This is a genomic window from Flavisolibacter ginsengiterrae DSM 18136 (assembly GCF_059568575.1).
Genome location: NZ_JCANTR010000009.1, coordinates 132,759 through 151,281, shown reverse-complemented (window position 1 = coordinate 151,281; position 18,523 = coordinate 132,759). Strand labels below are relative to the sequence as shown.

Genomic DNA, 18,523 nt, shown 5'->3' with positions numbered 1-18,523 from the left:
GGGAGTGACATTTTTTGGGAAACTTTTTTAAGATGTAGTGAAAGGGACGATAGGGACAAAAGGGACAGGGGAAGACAACTGATAATCGCAGTCATTATAGGTTTCAAGGGCATTTCTTTAAATATATGAATTGATATATATTTGGCTCTTAGGTAAGCCAAGCCACTCAAGACCATACATTTTAGTCCTCTCAGCGGCGGTATAAAATGCCTATATATACCATTACTGATTATGAGAATTCTGTACCTGCTGGCCATTGCCATTGGCCTTAGCATTCATCCTGCAGCGAGCCAACAATTTAATTTAATCAAAGACATTAACACTGCTGTCAACACGGCGGGTAGTAACCCCAGCAATTTTGTTGTCATAGGCACCAACCTCTATTTTACGGCTACTACCGTTACCGGAGGCACTGAGGTTTGGAAGACTGATGGTACCACGTTGGGCACCGTGATGGTAAAGGATATTAATCCCGGGTCAGCAAGTTCTAGCCCTGCTTATTTGACGAATGTGGGGGGTACTTTATTTTTTATAGCATATGATGGAATAAACGGTACAGAGCTTTGGAAAACAGATGGCACCACTGCAGGTACTGTGATGGTGAAAGATATTTATGCCGGCTCCAATAGTTCTAACCCTGCCAACTTATTTAACCTTGGAGGGACATTGTTTTTCCAGGCTTCTGATGCATCTAACGGTGTAGAGCTATGGAAGAGCGATGGGACTGCAACTGGAACTATATTGGTGAAAGATATTAATGCGGGAGCTTCTAATTCGAGCCCGGGCTCCTTTATTGACCTGGCAGGCACCCTGTTTTTCCAGGCCGTTGATGCCACTAATGGTGCGGAGTTATGGAAGACTGATGGAACGGCTGCCGGAACTGTGCTGGTGAAAGATATTAATGCAGGTGTTTCTAATTCCAGTCCTGGTTCATTCACAGTGATAGGCAGCAGCCTGTATTTCCAGGCAAACAATGGAACAAACGGCATTGAGCTTTGGAAAACTGATGGCACGTCATCAGGTACTGTGCTGGTAAAAGATATTAATTCTGGCGCAGCCAATTCAAGCCCGAGTAACCTGACAAATTTTTCGGGTACTTTATTTTTCCAGGCAAACAATGGAACCAATGGCAGTGAACTTTGGAAAAGTGATGGAACAACTGCAGGTACTGTTATAGTGAAAGATATTAACGCAGGTGCAGGCAATTCGATTCCTTCTTTTTTGACTCCTGCGGGAAGCACAATGTTTTTCTCTGCTTTCGATGCGACCAATGGAGCGGAACTTTGGAAGACGGATGGTACAGCAGCAGGCACGGTGCTGGTAAAAGATGTAAATTCCGGGGCTTCCGGTTCCAATCTTAACTATTTGACCAATATAGCCGGGACTTTATATTTTCAAGCAACTGATGCGACCAATGGCAATGAATTATGGAAAAGTGATGGTACAACAGCTGGAACTATACTAGTGAAAGATATCAAAAGTGGGGTGGGCAGCAGTAGTCCTAAGTTTTTGACTAATGTAGGAGGCAGTTTGTTTTTCCTGGCAGATGATGGAAGCAATGGATCAGAATTATGGAAAAGTGATGGTACAACAGCCGGAACAGCCATGCTAAAAGATATCAATTCAGGCACTGCAGGTTCTTATCCTTCCAATTTCCTGGATGTAGCGGGAACTTTATTTTTCCAGGCTTCAGACGCGGCAAATGGTAATGAACTTTGGAAAAGTGATGGCACAGCTGCCGGCACAGTGCTGGTAAAAGATATTTATGCAGGTGCAAATCCCTCCAGTCCGCGTTATTTATGCAATTTGGGAGGTACCCTTTTTTTTTCAGCCTCCGATGGCCTCAACGGGGAAGAACTCTGGAAATCTGATGGTACAGCTGCCGGTACTGTGCTGGTGAAAGATATTTATCCCGGAACTACCAATGGAAATCCCTTCAATATCATTAATGTAGGCGGCACGTTATTTTTCCAGGGAACAGACCCAACCAATAATACCGAGTTATGGAAAAGTGATGGTACAACAGCAGGTACTGTTTTGGTAAAAGATATCAATGCCGGGGCAGGTGGATCATTTCCTAATTCATTAATTGACGTGGCAGGTACCCTGTTTTTTGCTGCTTATACTACAGCCAATGGTTTAGAACTATGGAAAAGCGATGGATCAGCATCCGGCACTGTTATGGTAAAAGATATTCGGACTGGTGCCGGTGATGGAAACCCAACTAATTTTATAACTATAGGCAGCACTTTATATTTTACCGCTTCTGACGGCAGTAATGGAACCGAGTTGTGGACAAGCGATGGAACAACAGCAGGTACAATAATGGTTAAGGATATTAATGCAGGTGCAGCCAACGCCAACGTGTCTAATCTTGCCAATGTGGGGGGCACTTTGTTTTTTTCAGCAACTGATGGAATAAACGGTACAGAGCTTTGGAAAAGTGATGGTACATCCGCGGGAACTGTACTGGTGAAAGATATTAATACTGGTGCAGCCAGCTCCAGCCCCAGTAACCTGACAAATGTTGGCGGGACATTATATTTTTCTGCATCGGATGGGACCAATGGTACTGAACTTTGGAAAAGTGACGGGACAGGTGCTGGAACAATCCTGGTGAAAGATATCAATCCGGGTTCTACTGGTTCCAGACCTTTAACTTTTTTTGCAGCTGGAAACAAATTATTATTTGTGGCCGACAATGGCACTAATGGCAGCGAACCCTGGATCAGTGATGGAAGTGCTACAGGAACGAAGTTGCTTCAGGATGTATATAGCGGTGTAGGTAGCAGCAGTGCGCAACTTTTTGCTACAGCCGGAACGAACCTATTTGCTTCCATGCAGAATGACAATAATGGGTGGGAGCTTTGGGTGGCCAATACTGCAGCTTTGCTTCCTTTGCGGTTGCTGGAATTTAATGGCAAGATCCTGAATACTGATGGTGTTCTTTACTGGAATACGAGTAATGAAGAAAACACTTCACATTTTGAGGTGGAACGAGGTATAGATGGACGGAACTTCAGTAACATTGGGATGGTTAAATCCACCAATATACCAGGGATGCACAGTTATGCATTCACAGATCCTAACATTGTACGTTTAGCCAATCCAGTTATTTATTACCGGTTACGGATGGTTGATGCAGACGGTAGGTTTACCTATTCAAAGATTTTGGCATTGAACTTACATAGCAAAGAACCTGTTGTTTTGATTTATCCTAACCCTACTAAGAATAATGCAAGTTTGATGGTATCGCTTCAAAAGCAAGAAACTCTTTCTATAAAGGTTATCAACCAGGGAGGGCAAGTGGTGAATTTGCATTCGATGACGCTATCGGCAGGAAGTTCTACTATCCCTGTGCAGGTGCAGGGTCTTGCCTCCGGAATTTATACTATCAGTATCAGAGGGACGACATTCAATAAGCAATTGCCTTTGGTAAAAGAATAGGTTTAGCAAAATGATATATGTAAATGCAGTACAGCGATGTGCTGCATTTTTTTGCCTTTTGAGTACGCAACTTTTAAAGGGAATAGGGAGGGACGAGTGGGACGCTTGGGACGACCCGCCTTCGCTTCAGCTACGGCGGACGAGGGAGTCAGGAGTCGGTAGTCGGTAGCCGGTTGGGGAGGAAAGGAACCGCAGAACAGATGAACAATCCGCCTATGCTGAAGCTTTCTGGTTTGTTAGGGGGGAGATATGTTTTTTGTGTGGGCAGGAATTAGGTGGAAGAATGAGGGACTAGAGGGACAATAGGGACGATTCGCCTTCGCTAAAGCTATGGCGGACAAGGGGGACGAGGGAATCTTGAATTCAAAGATTTGACTTCCGGCGAGGTGACAAAAGCAATGATCAATATTCTTTGAACAGAGCAATCCTGAGTGGTAAATTGTAAATCAAGTTAATGTTGTGATTTATCCTGAATAATAATAGATCAGGGATTACACTTAGGTGCCAGCATACTATAACAATGTAACTTTATTACTTCCGTTAATGGAATTGCATTTTCTTAATGGAAGTTGTTTTAGCCCCGAATTGGTTTCCACTGATTTGGGGTTTTTTGTAAAGCCCTAAAAAAAATTGTTTGTTTATTAAATGTTTGTTAGTATGTTTGAACATACTTACATGAGCTTGCAAATTGACCATAAGAGTAAACTTCCCTTGCACATCCAGGTTGAGGAGCTATTAAGAAAACTTATCGAATTGCCTGAATACAAGAGCGGAGCCTTTCTGCCAAAGGAAGTAGAACTGGCCAACAGGCTAGGGGTTTCAAGAAATACAATCAGACAGGCAACCAATAAGCTGGAATATGAAGGTTTGCTGTTACGAAAGAAAGGTGTAGGCACCAAAGTGGCTGATAAAACGTTTTCAACGGGTCTCAATCAATGGTACAGTTTTACCCAGGAAATGCATGAAAGAGGTTTAGATGTTGATAACCTGGAAGTTAATATTGTAAGTGTAGAAGCTGACCAGAAAATAGCTCAATTCTTCAACATCAAACCGCACCGTAAAGTCCTGAAACTTTCCAGGTTACGCGGGTTAAAGGGCGAACCTGTGGTTTACTTCGAAAGTTATTTTCATCCGCGGATCGAGTTCAATCTTGAAGAAAACTTTAACCGGCCTCTCTACAAATTGCTGGAAGAGAAATTCGGAATTGTTGTAGTACGGTCCAGTGAGCATATAAGCGCACATCTTGCAGGAAGCCGTATTGGAAAGAAATTGAAAGTGGATTCCCATGCTCCGATACTTTTCAGAGAGCGTTTTGTTTATGATCCCGGAAATCGGCCCATAGAATATAATATAGGTTACTACCGTTCGGATAAGTTTACCTATTCAATTGACATCAAAAAAGAGATTTAATTTTTTTTATACCATAATATGTTCATACATATGGACAAAGAATTAGTACTTGGCGTTGATATTGGAGGTTCTCATGTTTCTACTGCCCTTGTCAGGGTTAACGGAGGCGAAGTTGTGGAAGAATCTTATTATAAAGAGGCTGTGCATTCACAAGGTGATAGTGGAGTGATCGTGGATCAGTGGATCAAAGCCTTCGAATATTCATTATCTAAAGCTGTCGCTTCAAATGTAAAAGGGATTGGCATATCTATTCCAGGACCTTTTGATTATAGTGAGGGGATTTCATGGATCAGGGGATTAAATAAATATGAAGAATTGTATGGGATTAATATCCGTGATTTATTGACATCCAGGTTAAGTTGTGGTGATGATTTGCCTATTCATTTCGAAAATGATGCAGTTTGTTTTGGGCTGGGTGAAAGCCAGCTTGGAAGGGCTGCCCATTGCGATAAGGTTATTGCTATAACCCTGGGCACTGGTCTTGGAGCGACTTTTCTTCAAAATAATAAGATCCAAAAAGATGGGGAAGGTGTTCCTCCGGATGGCTATTTATATAATGTGCCTTTTAAAGAAGGTGTAGCTGAAGATTATATATCTGCTTCATGGCTAGTGAATGAGTTTAACAGGATAACAGGACGTGAGACCAGGGAAGCTAAAGAGATTTATCAATTTGCACTGCAGCAGGACAAGCATGCTATCAATATTTTTAATGAGTTTGGCCGAAACCTTGGCATATGCCTTTTGCCATGGGTCAGCGATTTCAAAGCACAATGCCTGATTTTGGGAGGAAGCCTCAGTAAAGCTGCTGACTATTTCCTACCTGAACTAGAAGCTATTTTTCAACATCAAAATATTTCAATTATCATACAGATAACAGAAGGGACAGAATTGTCAGCTATCACAGGTGCCGCAGCCCTGGTACAAGAGAAAAGCCGTGCTAATCAAAATGAGCAGGCATGGAGAAAGAGCTCACAGGCCTTATTACCAGTGACTACAAAAGAAAAAGGTAGAGGTAAAGAGTGTTATGATATTTATCCTTTTACTGCTTTAGGGCAAGGGAAAATATTTAAAGGATATGAAACCCTTGCGGAATGGATAAGTTCGCAGAAATCTGTGATTATTGATGGTTATGCCGGGGTTGATTTTAGCATTATCCAGGAACAATGTGCTGCCTACTTTAATAAGCACCAAATCAAATGTACCTGGCACCGGACAGATAAACTGTTGAAGCCTGCCGATGAAATTGAAGCATTAGTTAGCCCATTTATGGGAGAGGAGGGATCTGTGTGGGGGACAAAGACTTCTTTGAAATTAGAAGATTTTTTTTCTATTGATCAATTGCGCGGTTTAACGCCTAAGGAATCAGAAGGTGTACAAATCATTATAGGAACAGGAGCTGCTTTAAGCAACTGGAATGCACCGGTACTTTACATTGATCTACCGAAAAATGAGATCCAATACCGTATGCGTGCCAGGTCAATCACCAATTTGGGCGCCATAGAAAGCTTTGCACCGGCTGAAATGTATAAGCGTTTTTATTTTGTGGACTGGGTTGTCTTAAACAACCATCGCATCAACATTAAAAATAAAATTTCTGTTATTGCCGATGGGCAATGGAAAGATGATATTACCTGGTTTTTTAAAACTTCGCTTGATCAAGGCTTACAAACCATCACCCATAACACCATTCGTGTGCGACCTTGGTTTGAAGCAGGTGCCTGGGGTGGTCAATGGCTTAAACAGCATATACCGGCACTAAATAAAGAGGAGGTCAATTATGCATGGTCATTTGAATTGATTGTTCCTGAGAACGGATTGGTTTTTGAAAGTGATGACAACTTGCTTGAAGTTGCTTTTGACTGGTTGATGGAATTTGATCACAAGGCTATCCTGGGAAAGGATGCTTCACGTTTTGGTACAGAGTTTCCCATACGTTTTGATTTTCTTGATACGTTTGATGGTGGAAACCTGTCCATACAGTGCCATCCATCCTTAGATTATATACAAAGGGAATTTGGTGAAAACATTACTCAAGACGAAACCTATTATATACTGGATTGTAAAGAAGACTCACAGGTTTACCTAGGCTTCCATGAAAGCATAGATCCGGCTGCGTTTAAAACAGCTTTGGAACATAGTTATGAAGAGAATGAAGTGGTAGCGATAGAAAATTATGTACAGAAATTTCCATCTAAAAAGCATGATTTTTTTCTTATACCCAATGGTACCATACATAGTTCCGGCAGTAATAACCTGGTGTTAGAAATTAGTGCCACCCCCTACATTTTTACATTTAAGATGTATGACTGGTTGCGACTAGATCTTAACGGAGAACCAAGGCCTATCAATATTAACCACGCTTTCAAGAATCTGAATTTCTCCAGGAAAGGTAGCAGCGTTCGTGAAGAATTGATCTCAAAGCCTCAGATTCTCAAAGAAGGAAAGGGTTGCAGGATCGTTCATCTGCCAACCCATACCGATCATTTTTATGATGTTCACCGCATTGAATTTTTACATGATATCGATGTAGAAACTAATAATCAGTGTCATGTTTTAATGCTGGTTGAAGGAAGTAGTGTTTTAGTGAAAACAAAAAATGGTGCAATTCAAGTTTTTCATTACGCAGAAACATTTGTGATTCCGGCAGCGGCAGGGGCGTATCAATTAATTAACCAAGGCTCAACAGAGATAAAAGTCATCAAAGCATTCGTAAAATAATTAGTTCACTTCATTAACGATTTAATACTTGCATATGCCTGTACTTCAGAAACCAATTCAAAAGCAATACCTATTCCTGGTAGGTTTTATTGCTGCTATTGGAGGTTTTCTTTTTGGTTTTGACACAGCTGTTATATCAGGTGTGCTTTCATTTGTAGTCAATCAGTTTCATTTCAGTACCAGCATGGAAGGATGGTTTGTCAGTTGTGCGTTGCTAGGCTGTATTATTGGTGTATTGATAGCGGGCTACCTGAGTGATGAATTTGGCCGTAAGAAGGTGATGATCTTATCAGCTATTTTGTTTTTTGTTTCTTCAATCGGGTGCATGTTTGCTTTTAATGCTACGGCACTCATACTATTCAGATTGATAGGAGGTATAGGAATAGGAGTAGCTTCGATGATCTGTCCTTTGTATATCTCAGAGTTTTCACCCCCGCAATACCGAGGCAGGCTTGTTGCATTATACCAATTGGCTATCACTCTTGGAATAGTAGCTGCTTATTTTTCCAATTCCTATTTACTTGGGATTTCAAGAGATAGTAACGTGTATACAGGGTGGTTACATTTTGTTATCAAACAGGATGTTTGGCGTTCGATGATAGGCATGGGTCTTGTACCTGCTCTTATTTTTTTAATAAGCTTATTCTTTGTTCCGGAATCTCCAAGGTGGTTACTGTTAAAAGGAAGGCAAAAAGAAGCCCTTTATTACCTGAAGAAAATTAATTCGGAAGAAACAGCCCAGGAAGAAATAGCAGCCGTACATGCAAATATGAAGGAGAATGGGAATTTCCGCCAGTTATTTACCAAAGCTTATCGCACCCCATTGTTGATCGGTCTCCTGCTTCCTTTTTTAACGCAGGTTTCTGGCATTAATGCTGTAATCTATTATGGTCCTGTTATTTTGGACAAGGCAGGATTTTCATTGGGCGATGCTTTGGGCGGGCAAGTAGTAGTGGGCCTGGTAAATGTTCTGTTTACATTCGTTGCGATATTAACGGTAGATAAATATGGACGTCGTCCTTTACTGTTCTGGGGTGTTGGCGGAGCTGTTTTGTCATTGATTGTACTTGGTATTCTATTCCAGTTGCAGGTTCTTTCAGGTCCGTGGATCCTGCTATTCATTTTAATTTTTATTGCCTGTTTTGCCTTTTCCTTTGGCCCTGTTTGTTTCATTTTGATTGGAGAAATATTTCCTAATGCATCGCGTGGAGTAGCCATGTCGATGGCAACATTGTCTTTGTGGTTTGCAAACTTTCTTGTGGGACAACTAACCCCATTGATGTTGAAAAGTGATAACTGGGGTCCTGCCGCAACTTTCTGGACGTTTGCTTTGCTCTGTGCACCTGCGCTCTGGCTTACATGGAAAGTAATTCCTGAAACAAAAGGAAAGACACTCGAGGAGATTCAAACCTACTGGAAAAAAAATGCGCGGTAATATTCACCACTTAATTGCAAGCTATCATGAAATTTAAACTTCTTATTTTCTCCATTTTAATGCCTGTTTTTTTGTTTGCTCAAAAACAAGCATTACCAGTAAATGAAGTAAATCCGTACATTGGAACTGCCCATTGTCGATGGTTTCATTTTACACCCGGAGCTGTTCCATTTGCCATGGCCAAACCTGCTCCTTCTACTAATGGGCATTATGGAAACAAACAAGGATGGGAAGCTGTAGGTTATGATTACAGGGATTCATCGATAGAAGGGTTTCCAAATTTTCATGAGTTTCAGGTTGGGGGTATTGTGTTCATGCCTACCACAGGAAAACTTCAAACAATTCCAGGATCAATTGATGGAAGTCAAAAAGGATACAGGTCTGCTTTTGACAGGAAGAATGAAATTGCAAAGCCGGGTTATTACTCAGTTATCTTAAAAGATTATGGAGTAAAGGCGGAACTAACTTCTACAAGCAGGGTTGCTTTTCACCGTTATACATTTCCTGCAGGAAGCCAGGCACATGTCATTTTTGATATAGGTAACCGCCAGGGAGAAAGTGGAAAAGTTAAGGATGCCCAGGTTTATATGACCAAAGACGGCAGGATCGAAGGTTATGTGATTACGCTGCCGGAGTATGTACAGAAATATCAGAAGGGAGCCAATGTGTCCATGTATTTTTCTGCCGTAGTTGATCATAAGCCCAATGGAGTGGGTGTTTTTAAGGGACAGACAATTGAACCGGGAAAAATGAATGTGGAAGGCGAAGGCGCTGGATTATACCTGGATTTTACCATTAATGGATCTGAATCCATTACTATAAAGGCTGGCCTGTCTTATACTTCCATAGAAAATGCCAGGAAGAATTTAGAAAAAGAGGCGGGGGAGCTGAACTTTGATATGGCTCAAAAACAAGCAGAAACTACATGGAATAATTACCTCGGAAGAATTAAAATAGAAGGTGGTGTCAAGGAAGATCGTGTGAAGTTTTATACTGGATTATACCATGCATTATTAGGAAGGGGACTAGCCAGCGATGTAAATGGAGCCTATCCTAAAAATGATGGAAGCATTGGGCAAATCCCTTTAAATAAAAAGGGTATTCCTATACATAATCATTATAACACTGATGCTATATGGGGAGGTTTCTGGAACCTTACTCCATTGTGGGCGCTTGCATATCCTGAATATTATTCAGATTATATTAAAAGCCAATTGCTAGTATACAAGGATGCGGGTTGGTTAGGGGATGGTATTGCCAATAGCAAATATGTTTCTGGTGTAGGTACCAATTTTGTTGGCCTTATCATGGCCGGTGCTTATCAGTATGGTATCCGGGATTTTGATATCAAAACGGCCTATGAAGCAGCCCGAAAAAATGAATTAGAATGGATCAACCGCCCGGAAGGTGCAGGTAAAGATGATGTTGAAAGATTTGTGAAATATGGGTATGTCAATCACATCGATCCAAAAAACAATGAATGGTGCTTCTCAGGATCTCATACGCTTGAATATTCCTTTAGTTCATTTGCAGTGGCACAGTGGGCAAAAGAATTAGGAAAAAAAGATGATTATAAAAAACTACTGTCCTTATCCAAGGGGTGGGAGAAAATATTTGACAGCTCAACAAAATTGATGCATCCTAGGTATGCGGATGGTTCGTTTATCGGCAACTTCAGGCCATCTGAACCATGGCGTGGCTTCCAGGAAGGAAATGCATGGCAGTATACTTTTTATGTTCCACATGATCCCAATGGGTTAATTGCAAAAGTTGGGAGGGATGAATTCAATACCCGCCTGGACAGCATCTTTACTCTTTCCCAAAAAGCAGTTTTTGGTGGTGGTAAAAATATTGATGCGTTTGCCGGTCTGGAAGGATTGTATAATCATGGCAACCAACCTTGCCTGCATATTAGCTGGCTCTTTAATTATTCCGGCAAACCATGGCTTACCCAGAAATGGGTAAGGGCTATTTGTAATGAATTTTACGGAACAGAGGGTATTCATGGATATGGATACGGACAAGATGAAGACCAGGGTCAACTTGGTGCCTGGTATGTACTTGCTGGAATAGGACTTTTTGATGTACAAGGTGGTGCAGCGGCTAAGCCTCAGATGCAACTTTCTTCTCCATTGTTTGATAAGATCACCATTCAGCTGAATAAGAAATATTATCCAGGAGGGAAATTCACCATCGTGAGTACTAATAACAGACCTGACAATATATACATTCAGACTGCCTCCTTTAATGGTAAAAAGCTTTCAAAGCCATCTTTGGCTTTCAATCAAATTATTCGTGGTGGCACATTGAAGTATCAGCTTGGAAATAAACCTAACACAACGCTCAAATAAAGTTCTATACCTCTAATCGCTTGTTTATGAAAAAAATGAAAATGCTTCTGCCTAAAGCAGTAATAGCCAGGTTAAAAATCCTGGGATTTATTCCACTGCTGCTAATTTTGTTTTCTTCTTTTAATGCTAATGCCCAGCAGACTATAAAGGGTGTCGTTTCTGACAGCCTGGGTAAGCCTCTCTCAGGGGTAAGTGTATACCTTGGAGGGAGCAGGATAGGTTCTCAAACAATTGACAATGGAAGTTTTACATTGAATGTACCAAAGGGAGTTGCTGCGGAATTTCTCGAATTTTCATTAGTAGGTTATCAAAAAAATCGTGTTGCCTTACATGGTCAAAACTATTTTCAGGTAATCCTTTCTATGGAATCTGCGGCTATGAGTGATATTGTTGTTGTTGCCTATGGTACACAGAAAAAGACAAGCCTAACGGGTGCTGTAAGTGTAGTAGGAGCAAAAGAGCTGGAGGGAAGACCAGTTACTTCGGTTACACAGGCTTTGCAGGGAGCGGCTCCGGGATTGATCATACAGCAAAATACTTCAGAGCCTGGTGCCTCTATCAACATTAATATCAGGGGTGTAGGTACCCTGGGTAGCTCAAGCCCTTTGATTGTTGTTGATGGTATTCCATCCTCGCTTGATATTCTAAATCCAAATGATATTGAAAGTATCAGTGTTTTAAAAGATGCAGCTTCCGCAGCACTTTACGGCTCACGTTCGGCTAACGGAGTGATATTGGTAACTACAAAAAAGGGAAAGAAAGGGTCTAAACCCGTTGTTGTATATAATGGAATTTATGGCATTCAAAAGCCAACCATGTTGGTCAAACCTGTTGAAGGATATGAATACATGCAGCTTAAAAACGAAGCCTTAGTTAATTCAGGAAATGACCCCCAATTTACGCCAGAAGATATTCAACAGGCATATACCCGGGGATCTTATGACTGGTGGTTAAATAAGGTGTTACAATCCAGCGTTCCTCAACAGAACCATAATCTAAGCATTAGCGGAAGTTCAGGAGCTACCAATTATTTATTTTCTGGTGGAATCCTTAATCAAAGCAGTTTGTATAATGGTCCTGATTACGGAGTAAAACGATATAACCTAAGATCAAATTTAAATACCCAGATAGGAAACCATTTTAAAATCGGTACCAGCCTGGCATTTACCCGCCAAAACATGAAAGAGCATGCTTTCTGGTCTGAATGGATCATTTCAACTGCTTTGCGTATTCCACGCATTTACCCGATCACAGATACCTCAGGAAATTATACAATTGCACCAACAGCTTCTAATAATCCTTTGGCCTGGTTAGAGAAGGGTGGGGAACGTAATTATCTGAATGATAATTTTTTACTGAACCTGAATGGAGAATATTCATTTAACAGCCATTTGTCACTAAAGGCAATATATGGTGGCAACTATTCTCAAAACCGGACGAATGAATTCAGAAAGATCATTGATTATAAACCTTATATAGGCTCCGATAATCAAAATTCGGTTACTGATGCCAATAGCAATAGCCGTTCAGATAACCTACAAGCAATGCTGAATTATGAGAATGGTTTTGGAGCTCATAGTGTCAAAGCATTGATAGGGTATTCATCAGAAGGGGGACTTTCAAGTTATACTCAATTGCATAAAACTGATGTTGACAATATAACCGGGGAACCAATTACCGGTACCAAAATAGATGAAGGTGGGTCTTATAACCTGCACACAGACAGATGGGCCCTGAACTCAGTTTTCGGCCGAGCTAATTATGCATTTCGTGACCGATACCTTGTAGAGTTCAATTTCAGAGTTGATGCATCCTCAAGGTTTGCTGAAGAAAACAGAAGGGCATTCTTTCCATCAGTATCTGCGGGCTGGAAGCTCACAGATGAAAGCTTTATGCATTCTATAAAGGAAAAGATTGGAACTCTGAAACTCAGGGCTTCATGGGGTCAGCTGGGAAACCAGGAGATTGGATTGTACCGTTACCTGAATACCTGGAGCACATATCCTAATGTGTATGGATTTGGAAATGCAGGACAAGCAGCTTCATTCTTAGGAATGGGTAATCCTGATATCAAATGGGAAACATCTACCATGACAAATATTGGTGCAGATGTAAGTTTATTTAACAACCGACTTTCCTTAACCTATGATTATTTCAATAAGGTTACAGATGATATCTTACTAGACCTGCCAGCTCCTTCATTGTTCGGAGCCTGGCCTCCTACACAAAATGCTGGGAAAGTGAAGAACCGGGGATGGGAATTGCAGGCAAGCTATAGGTTTGGGCATGGAGACTTTAAACATACTGTTTCTTTCAACTTAAGTGATAACCTGAATGAAGTTGTGGATATTAAAGGAAAGGTTTTCATGACCGAGGCTGACAGGACCTTTATTACAAAGGAAGGCTTCCCCATCAGTTCCTATTATGGATTGCAATCTAATGGTTTTTACCAGAGTTTAGCCGATATCAAAGACAATCCGAAGCCAACTTTTGTCAACGAAGTACACCCAGGTGACATTAAATATGTGGATCGCAACCAAGATGGAAAGATTGATAACAACGACAGGTATATCATGGGCAATCCTTTTCCGCGGTACACATTTGGATTTAATTATGGTCTTAACTGGAAAGGTTTTGATGCCTATGTGCTTGTTCAGGGAGTGGGTAAAAGAACACTATACCTAAGAGGGGAAGGGGTAGAAGCCTTCCATAATAACTGGGATGATGTTTATAAACAACATCTTGACAGATGGACACCTACTAATCCAGATGCAACCTATCCCAGACTTACCACTGGTGCAGCGTCTACAAACAATAATGCAGGCTCAGATTTTTGGTTACTGAATGCCGCCTATGCGAGGTTAAAAAATTTGCAGCTGGGGTACTCTTTACCAGGACGTCTTTTGCAACCTATCGGAATAGAAAAATGCAGGTTTTATATAACCGGTCAAAATCTTTTCACTCTAACGAAAATGAATAATGGTTTTGATCCTGAAATAACAGAATTAAACAGCTCACTACAAATCAGCAATTCGAACAGCAATAGCGGTAGAGTATATCCCACATTGAAAGTAATTGCTGTAGGAGTGGATGTAAATTTTTAATCAAGCTTAAATGTTGAATTATGCAATTCAAACGACATATAGTTCTAGTGTTTAGTTTAATGGTGATTTTAGGAGCCTGTAGAAAGCTGGACCTGGCTCCATCTTACCAGGAAACTGACCTGGATTTCTGGAAACGTCCGGATGCCGCATGGAATACCTTAAATACGGTTTATGCCCAAATGTATTCCGACGAATATTTTTTCTTTAATGAAGATCTTAGTGATAATGCTTTTTGTATCAGTGCAGTAAATGGCGGACGCGTTCGCAATATTGCAGAAGGTGCTTACGATGGACGCACAGACCGCGTCGCCGGAGAATGGGGCTTTCATTATGGAGGCATCCGCGGATGCAATAATTTATTGGCAAACATTGATAAAGTGCCGGGCCTGACTGAGGTAGTTAAAAACCGCATCATTGCGGAAGCCCGTTTTATCAGGGCTTATCATTATTTCAACCTCTATACATGGTATGGTGATGTGCCACTCATTACTAACGAGATCAACTTTGAAGAAAGTTTTGCCATTGGCAGGACAGCCAGAGCAACCGTGATGAATTTTGTGCTTAGTGAACTTGATTGTGCTGCTCACCTGCCCACCAATGTTGAATATAGTGCAGAAGACAAGGGCCGTATCACAAAAGGGGCTGCCATAGCATTAAAGGCAAGGGCATACCTATATGATAGCAAGTGGACTGATGTTGTCAACACCTGCGAGCAATTAATGAATGGATCTAATGGCAGCTATGGTTTATTGAAAGATTATGCCAGTGTATTTGCTCCTGAAAATGAATACAGCAAAGAGTCAATACTGGAGATGGTATATATCCCGGGGAAGCGAACTCAAAACCAGCAACGGTTTTTTATACCCCGCACTGAAGGACAATTGATTTGTGGCATTGCCCCTTCACAGGAATTAGTTGATGATTATGTGATGTTAAATGGGAAAAACATCAAAGATGCAGCTTCAGGGTATAATGAGGATGAGCCATATGAGAACCGGGATCCAAGGTTTTATAACACTATTGTTTACGATGGTGCCAATTGGGTGAGAAGAGATGGTTCTTCTTTTATAGTAAGAACTGCCCCTGGTACCGGAAATAATAGTGTAGATAATGCTGATGCCACCCCTACAGGTTATTATGTAAGAAAGTATTATGATAAAACTGCTGATGGTGGTAATAATTCAGGCCTCAATCTGATGCTTATCCGCTATGCAGATATTTTATTGATGTATGCAGAAGCAAAGATGGAATTAGGGCAAATGACCGCAGATGTATGGGGTAAAACCATAGGTCAGTTAAGGCAAAGAGCTGGTTTCACTGACCGACAAGCCCTGGACTTTCCTTCTCTTTCCCAGGAACAAATGCGCGCAGTTATCCGAAGGGAGCGTCGTACTGAACTAGCTATGGAAGGTTTACGGATTTTTGATATCCGCAGGTGGAAAATTGCAGAAAATGTACTTAATGGTACACTGCATGGATTTAAAGTGAATGGTGAATACCTGAAAGTAGATAACCGTGTTTTTGATAAAAACAAACACTACCTGTGGCCTGTTCCTCAAAACGACATTGACCTGAATAAAAATTTAAGACCTAATAATCCCGGCTGGGAATAATTCTTCAATCAAATTTTAAAATTTCTACTAATGAAAAAATATGTAATTGGAACCTTGAACCTGATGCTCATCCTGGGTATCTGTGCCTTGTCTTCCTGTAAAAAAGATATTGAACTCAACACAAATATTGGTGCCGTTAAAAATCTATATGCGCCAGATAATAATAAAACATTAAAACTTCAGCCTGCAACTTCTGCTGCTGTTTTATTCGAATGGGAAAATGCCAAGGCGGAAGATGGAACACTTGTGCAATATGAAGTTGTATTTGATAAGGAGGGAGGAAATTTTCAAAATCCTATATTTAAAAAGGTGTCTGATGGCAATGGTGTTCAAACCACGCTTTCTTTATCTCATAAAGATCTGAATAAAATTGCCAAGCTTGCAGGCATTGAATCTTTAAATACAGGCAAGCTGCAGTGGACAGTATACTCCTTTAAAGGAATGAATTCGTTAAAGGCAGAACAAGTGCGTGAGCTCATAGTGGAAAGACCTGCAGGCTTTTCAGAAATACCTGCCGATGTGTATATAACAGGTTCGGCTACCGAAGGTGGTGCCAATTTGTCAAGTGCAATAAAGATGCGTGCTGTTGCCAATGGTGTTTTTGAAATCTTTACCAGATTGAAGCCAGGTACGTACCATTTTGTTGATAAGACCTCAGGTACACCGCTAACATATTCAATACAGGGTACAGCCATTAAAGAAGGTGGAGAAAACACACAGGCTGATGAAAAGATCTACAGGATCAGGCTAGATTTTAATAATGCGGCAAATGAAGTAACAGAGATCACTAAAGTGAGTCTGTATATGCCGGCAGGATGGGCCAATAATAACGTCTACTTAATTGCTACACTTGATTACAAAGGAAATGGAATTTGGGAGGCGCTGAATACGCCGATTCATTTCTTAAATCCAGGATGGCCGGAAGAGCGGTATAAATTCCAGTTTGATACAAAAAGTGCAGATGGTACTGCTGGGCAGGAATTTTATGGCAGTATCAATACTGAAAATCAAAACCGTCCAGATGATCCTAATACACCATTGACTTATTTTAAAGTAATGCAACAACCCGCCAATGCGCCTTATATTGACTGGAGCTATACCTACAAGTTTGCATCAGCTGTTGATGGCAGGAACTGCGACGTTCGCCTGATCCTCAATGCTGATGGTGACTTTTATATTCATGAAGTAAAAATTAAATAATGTTACATTATAGCGCAATAACCAAGAGCTTCAGTGGGGTTGCATTCATTTTCATCATGGGCATTGGTTTGACATCCTGTTTAAAACAGAGAGTAGACAAGCCCGTGATCGTAAACCCTGATTCAACCAATACCACTAAGGTATCTTATAAAGTAAGGGCTGCACAGGTTTATAATGATGTAGTGAAAAAATATTTTAGCCAATCTAGTCAAAATCTTTTTTCAGAAAGTTATCCTGTGCAGGGTGGTGATCCTAAACAATCATATTTCTGGCCATATACTGGTGTGTTTACAGGGGCAGTTTTATTAAAGAAAACCGGAGCTAACCTGGACCTTGAACCATTCAAAACAGGTTTGGAAGCATATTGGGATAATTCCAGATTGCCTGTTGCCTACCAAAGTGCTGTAACAGCAGATGGCCCTGCCGACCGGTTCTATGATGATAATGGTACAGTAGGATTAAATCTTATTGAAGCTTACGAAGTATCGCAAGATGTATTTTACCTGGATAGGGCAGAAGCATGTTTATTATTTGACATGTCCGGTGAATCTACTGATGAAGGTGGTGGGTTGTTCTGGGTGGAACAATACCGAATGAATGACATAAATAGTCCCAATGCTGTTAAGGCAACCAACGCCACAGCATTTGCCGCCACACTAGCACTGGAAGTATATAAAAAACGACCAAAGCAAGAATATCTTGATTTTGCCAAACGATTATATAGCTGGAACAAGACAAAAATGCAGGATCCTACAGATAAAATGTTCTGGAATGATATTTCATTAAGTAATCATAAGGTTAACCCAACCAAATGGTCATATAATGTTGGCGAGATGATCACTGCAGCCTGTTTGCTATATGAGGTGACACAAGATGGATCATATTTGTCGGATGCTAAATCTATGGCAAAAGCTTCCTATGATTATTTCACCAGGCCAGTTAGGGATCTTGGTCGTTTTTACCCTGAACATGATCCATGGTTTAATGCTATTTTATTCAGAGGTTATCTTGATCTAAGTGCAATAGACAAAACATTTGCCAGTGAATACATCAACACCTTTATAAAAAATGCTGATTATGCATGGGATCATGCCAGAACCAAGGAAGGTTTTTTCTATGAGGACTGGGCAGGAGACCGATTAGGCAGATATTACTGGATTCTCAACCAGGCTGTTATGGTGGAAGTGTATTCACGAATTGCCATTTATAAAGGTGAATAATTTCTTAATGGCTAATTCACGCATA

The 18,523-nt window shown here is 40.8% G+C and carries 9 protein-coding genes; all 9 read left to right on the top strand.

What is annotated here, in order from left to right:
* Positions 1-231: 231 nt before the first annotated feature.
* The 9 genes from BP74_RS11365 to BP74_RS11325 all read left to right on the top strand — a co-directional run bounded on the left by BP74_RS11365 (position 232) and on the right by BP74_RS11325 (position 18,498).
* The gene (locus tag BP74_RS11365) at positions 232-3,447 is read left to right on the top strand and encodes an ELWxxDGT repeat protein (RefSeq protein ID WP_496374155.1); all 3,216 of its coding nucleotides are present in this window, start codon (positions 232-234) and stop codon (positions 3,445-3,447) included.
* Positions 3,448-4,122: 675 nt separating this feature from the next.
* Positions 4,123-4,857 (top strand): GntR family transcriptional regulator, encoded by a 735-nt coding sequence (locus BP74_RS11360; RefSeq protein WP_496374153.1) that lies wholly within the window; start codon positions 4,123-4,125, stop codon positions 4,855-4,857.
* A gap of 30 nt (positions 4,858-4,887) precedes the next feature.
* Positions 4,888-7,575 carry an ROK family protein gene (locus BP74_RS11355; RefSeq protein WP_496374151.1) on the top strand — a complete coding sequence of 896 codons (2,688 nt, stop codon included), beginning with the start codon at positions 4,888-4,890 and terminating at the stop codon, positions 7,573-7,575.
* Positions 7,576-7,609: 34 nt separating this feature from the next.
* Positions 7,610-9,010, top strand: a complete 1,401-nt coding sequence (locus tag BP74_RS11350) for a sugar porter family MFS transporter (RefSeq protein WP_496374149.1) — start codon at positions 7,610-7,612, stop codon at positions 9,008-9,010.
* A 26-nt stretch (positions 9,011-9,036) separates the two neighbouring features.
* Positions 9,037-11,361, top strand: a complete 2,325-nt coding sequence (locus BP74_RS11345; protein WP_496374147.1) for a GH92 family glycosyl hydrolase — start codon at positions 9,037-9,039, stop codon at positions 11,359-11,361.
* 26 nt (positions 11,362-11,387) lie between these two features.
* Positions 11,388-14,465: a SusC/RagA family TonB-linked outer membrane protein gene (locus tag BP74_RS11340; protein WP_496374145.1), complete on the top strand. Its 3,078-nt coding sequence runs from the start codon at positions 11,388-11,390 to the stop codon at positions 14,463-14,465.
* Between the two features lie 20 nt (positions 14,466-14,485).
* The gene (locus BP74_RS11335; RefSeq protein WP_496374143.1) at positions 14,486-16,078 is read left to right on the top strand and encodes a RagB/SusD family nutrient uptake outer membrane protein; all 1,593 of its coding nucleotides are present in this window, start codon (positions 14,486-14,488) and stop codon (positions 16,076-16,078) included.
* Between the two features lie 30 nt (positions 16,079-16,108).
* Complete coding sequence (locus BP74_RS11330; protein WP_496374142.1) at positions 16,109-17,278, top strand: SusE domain-containing protein; 1,170 nt, start codon at positions 16,109-16,111, stop codon at positions 17,276-17,278.
* Positions 17,278-18,498 (top strand): glycoside hydrolase family 76 protein, encoded by a 1,221-nt coding sequence (locus BP74_RS11325; protein ID WP_496374140.1) that lies wholly within the window; start codon positions 17,278-17,280, stop codon positions 18,496-18,498. The genes BP74_RS11330 and BP74_RS11325 overlap by 1 nt, the downstream gene beginning before the upstream one ends.
* The last annotated feature ends 25 nt before the right edge of the window (positions 18,499-18,523 follow it).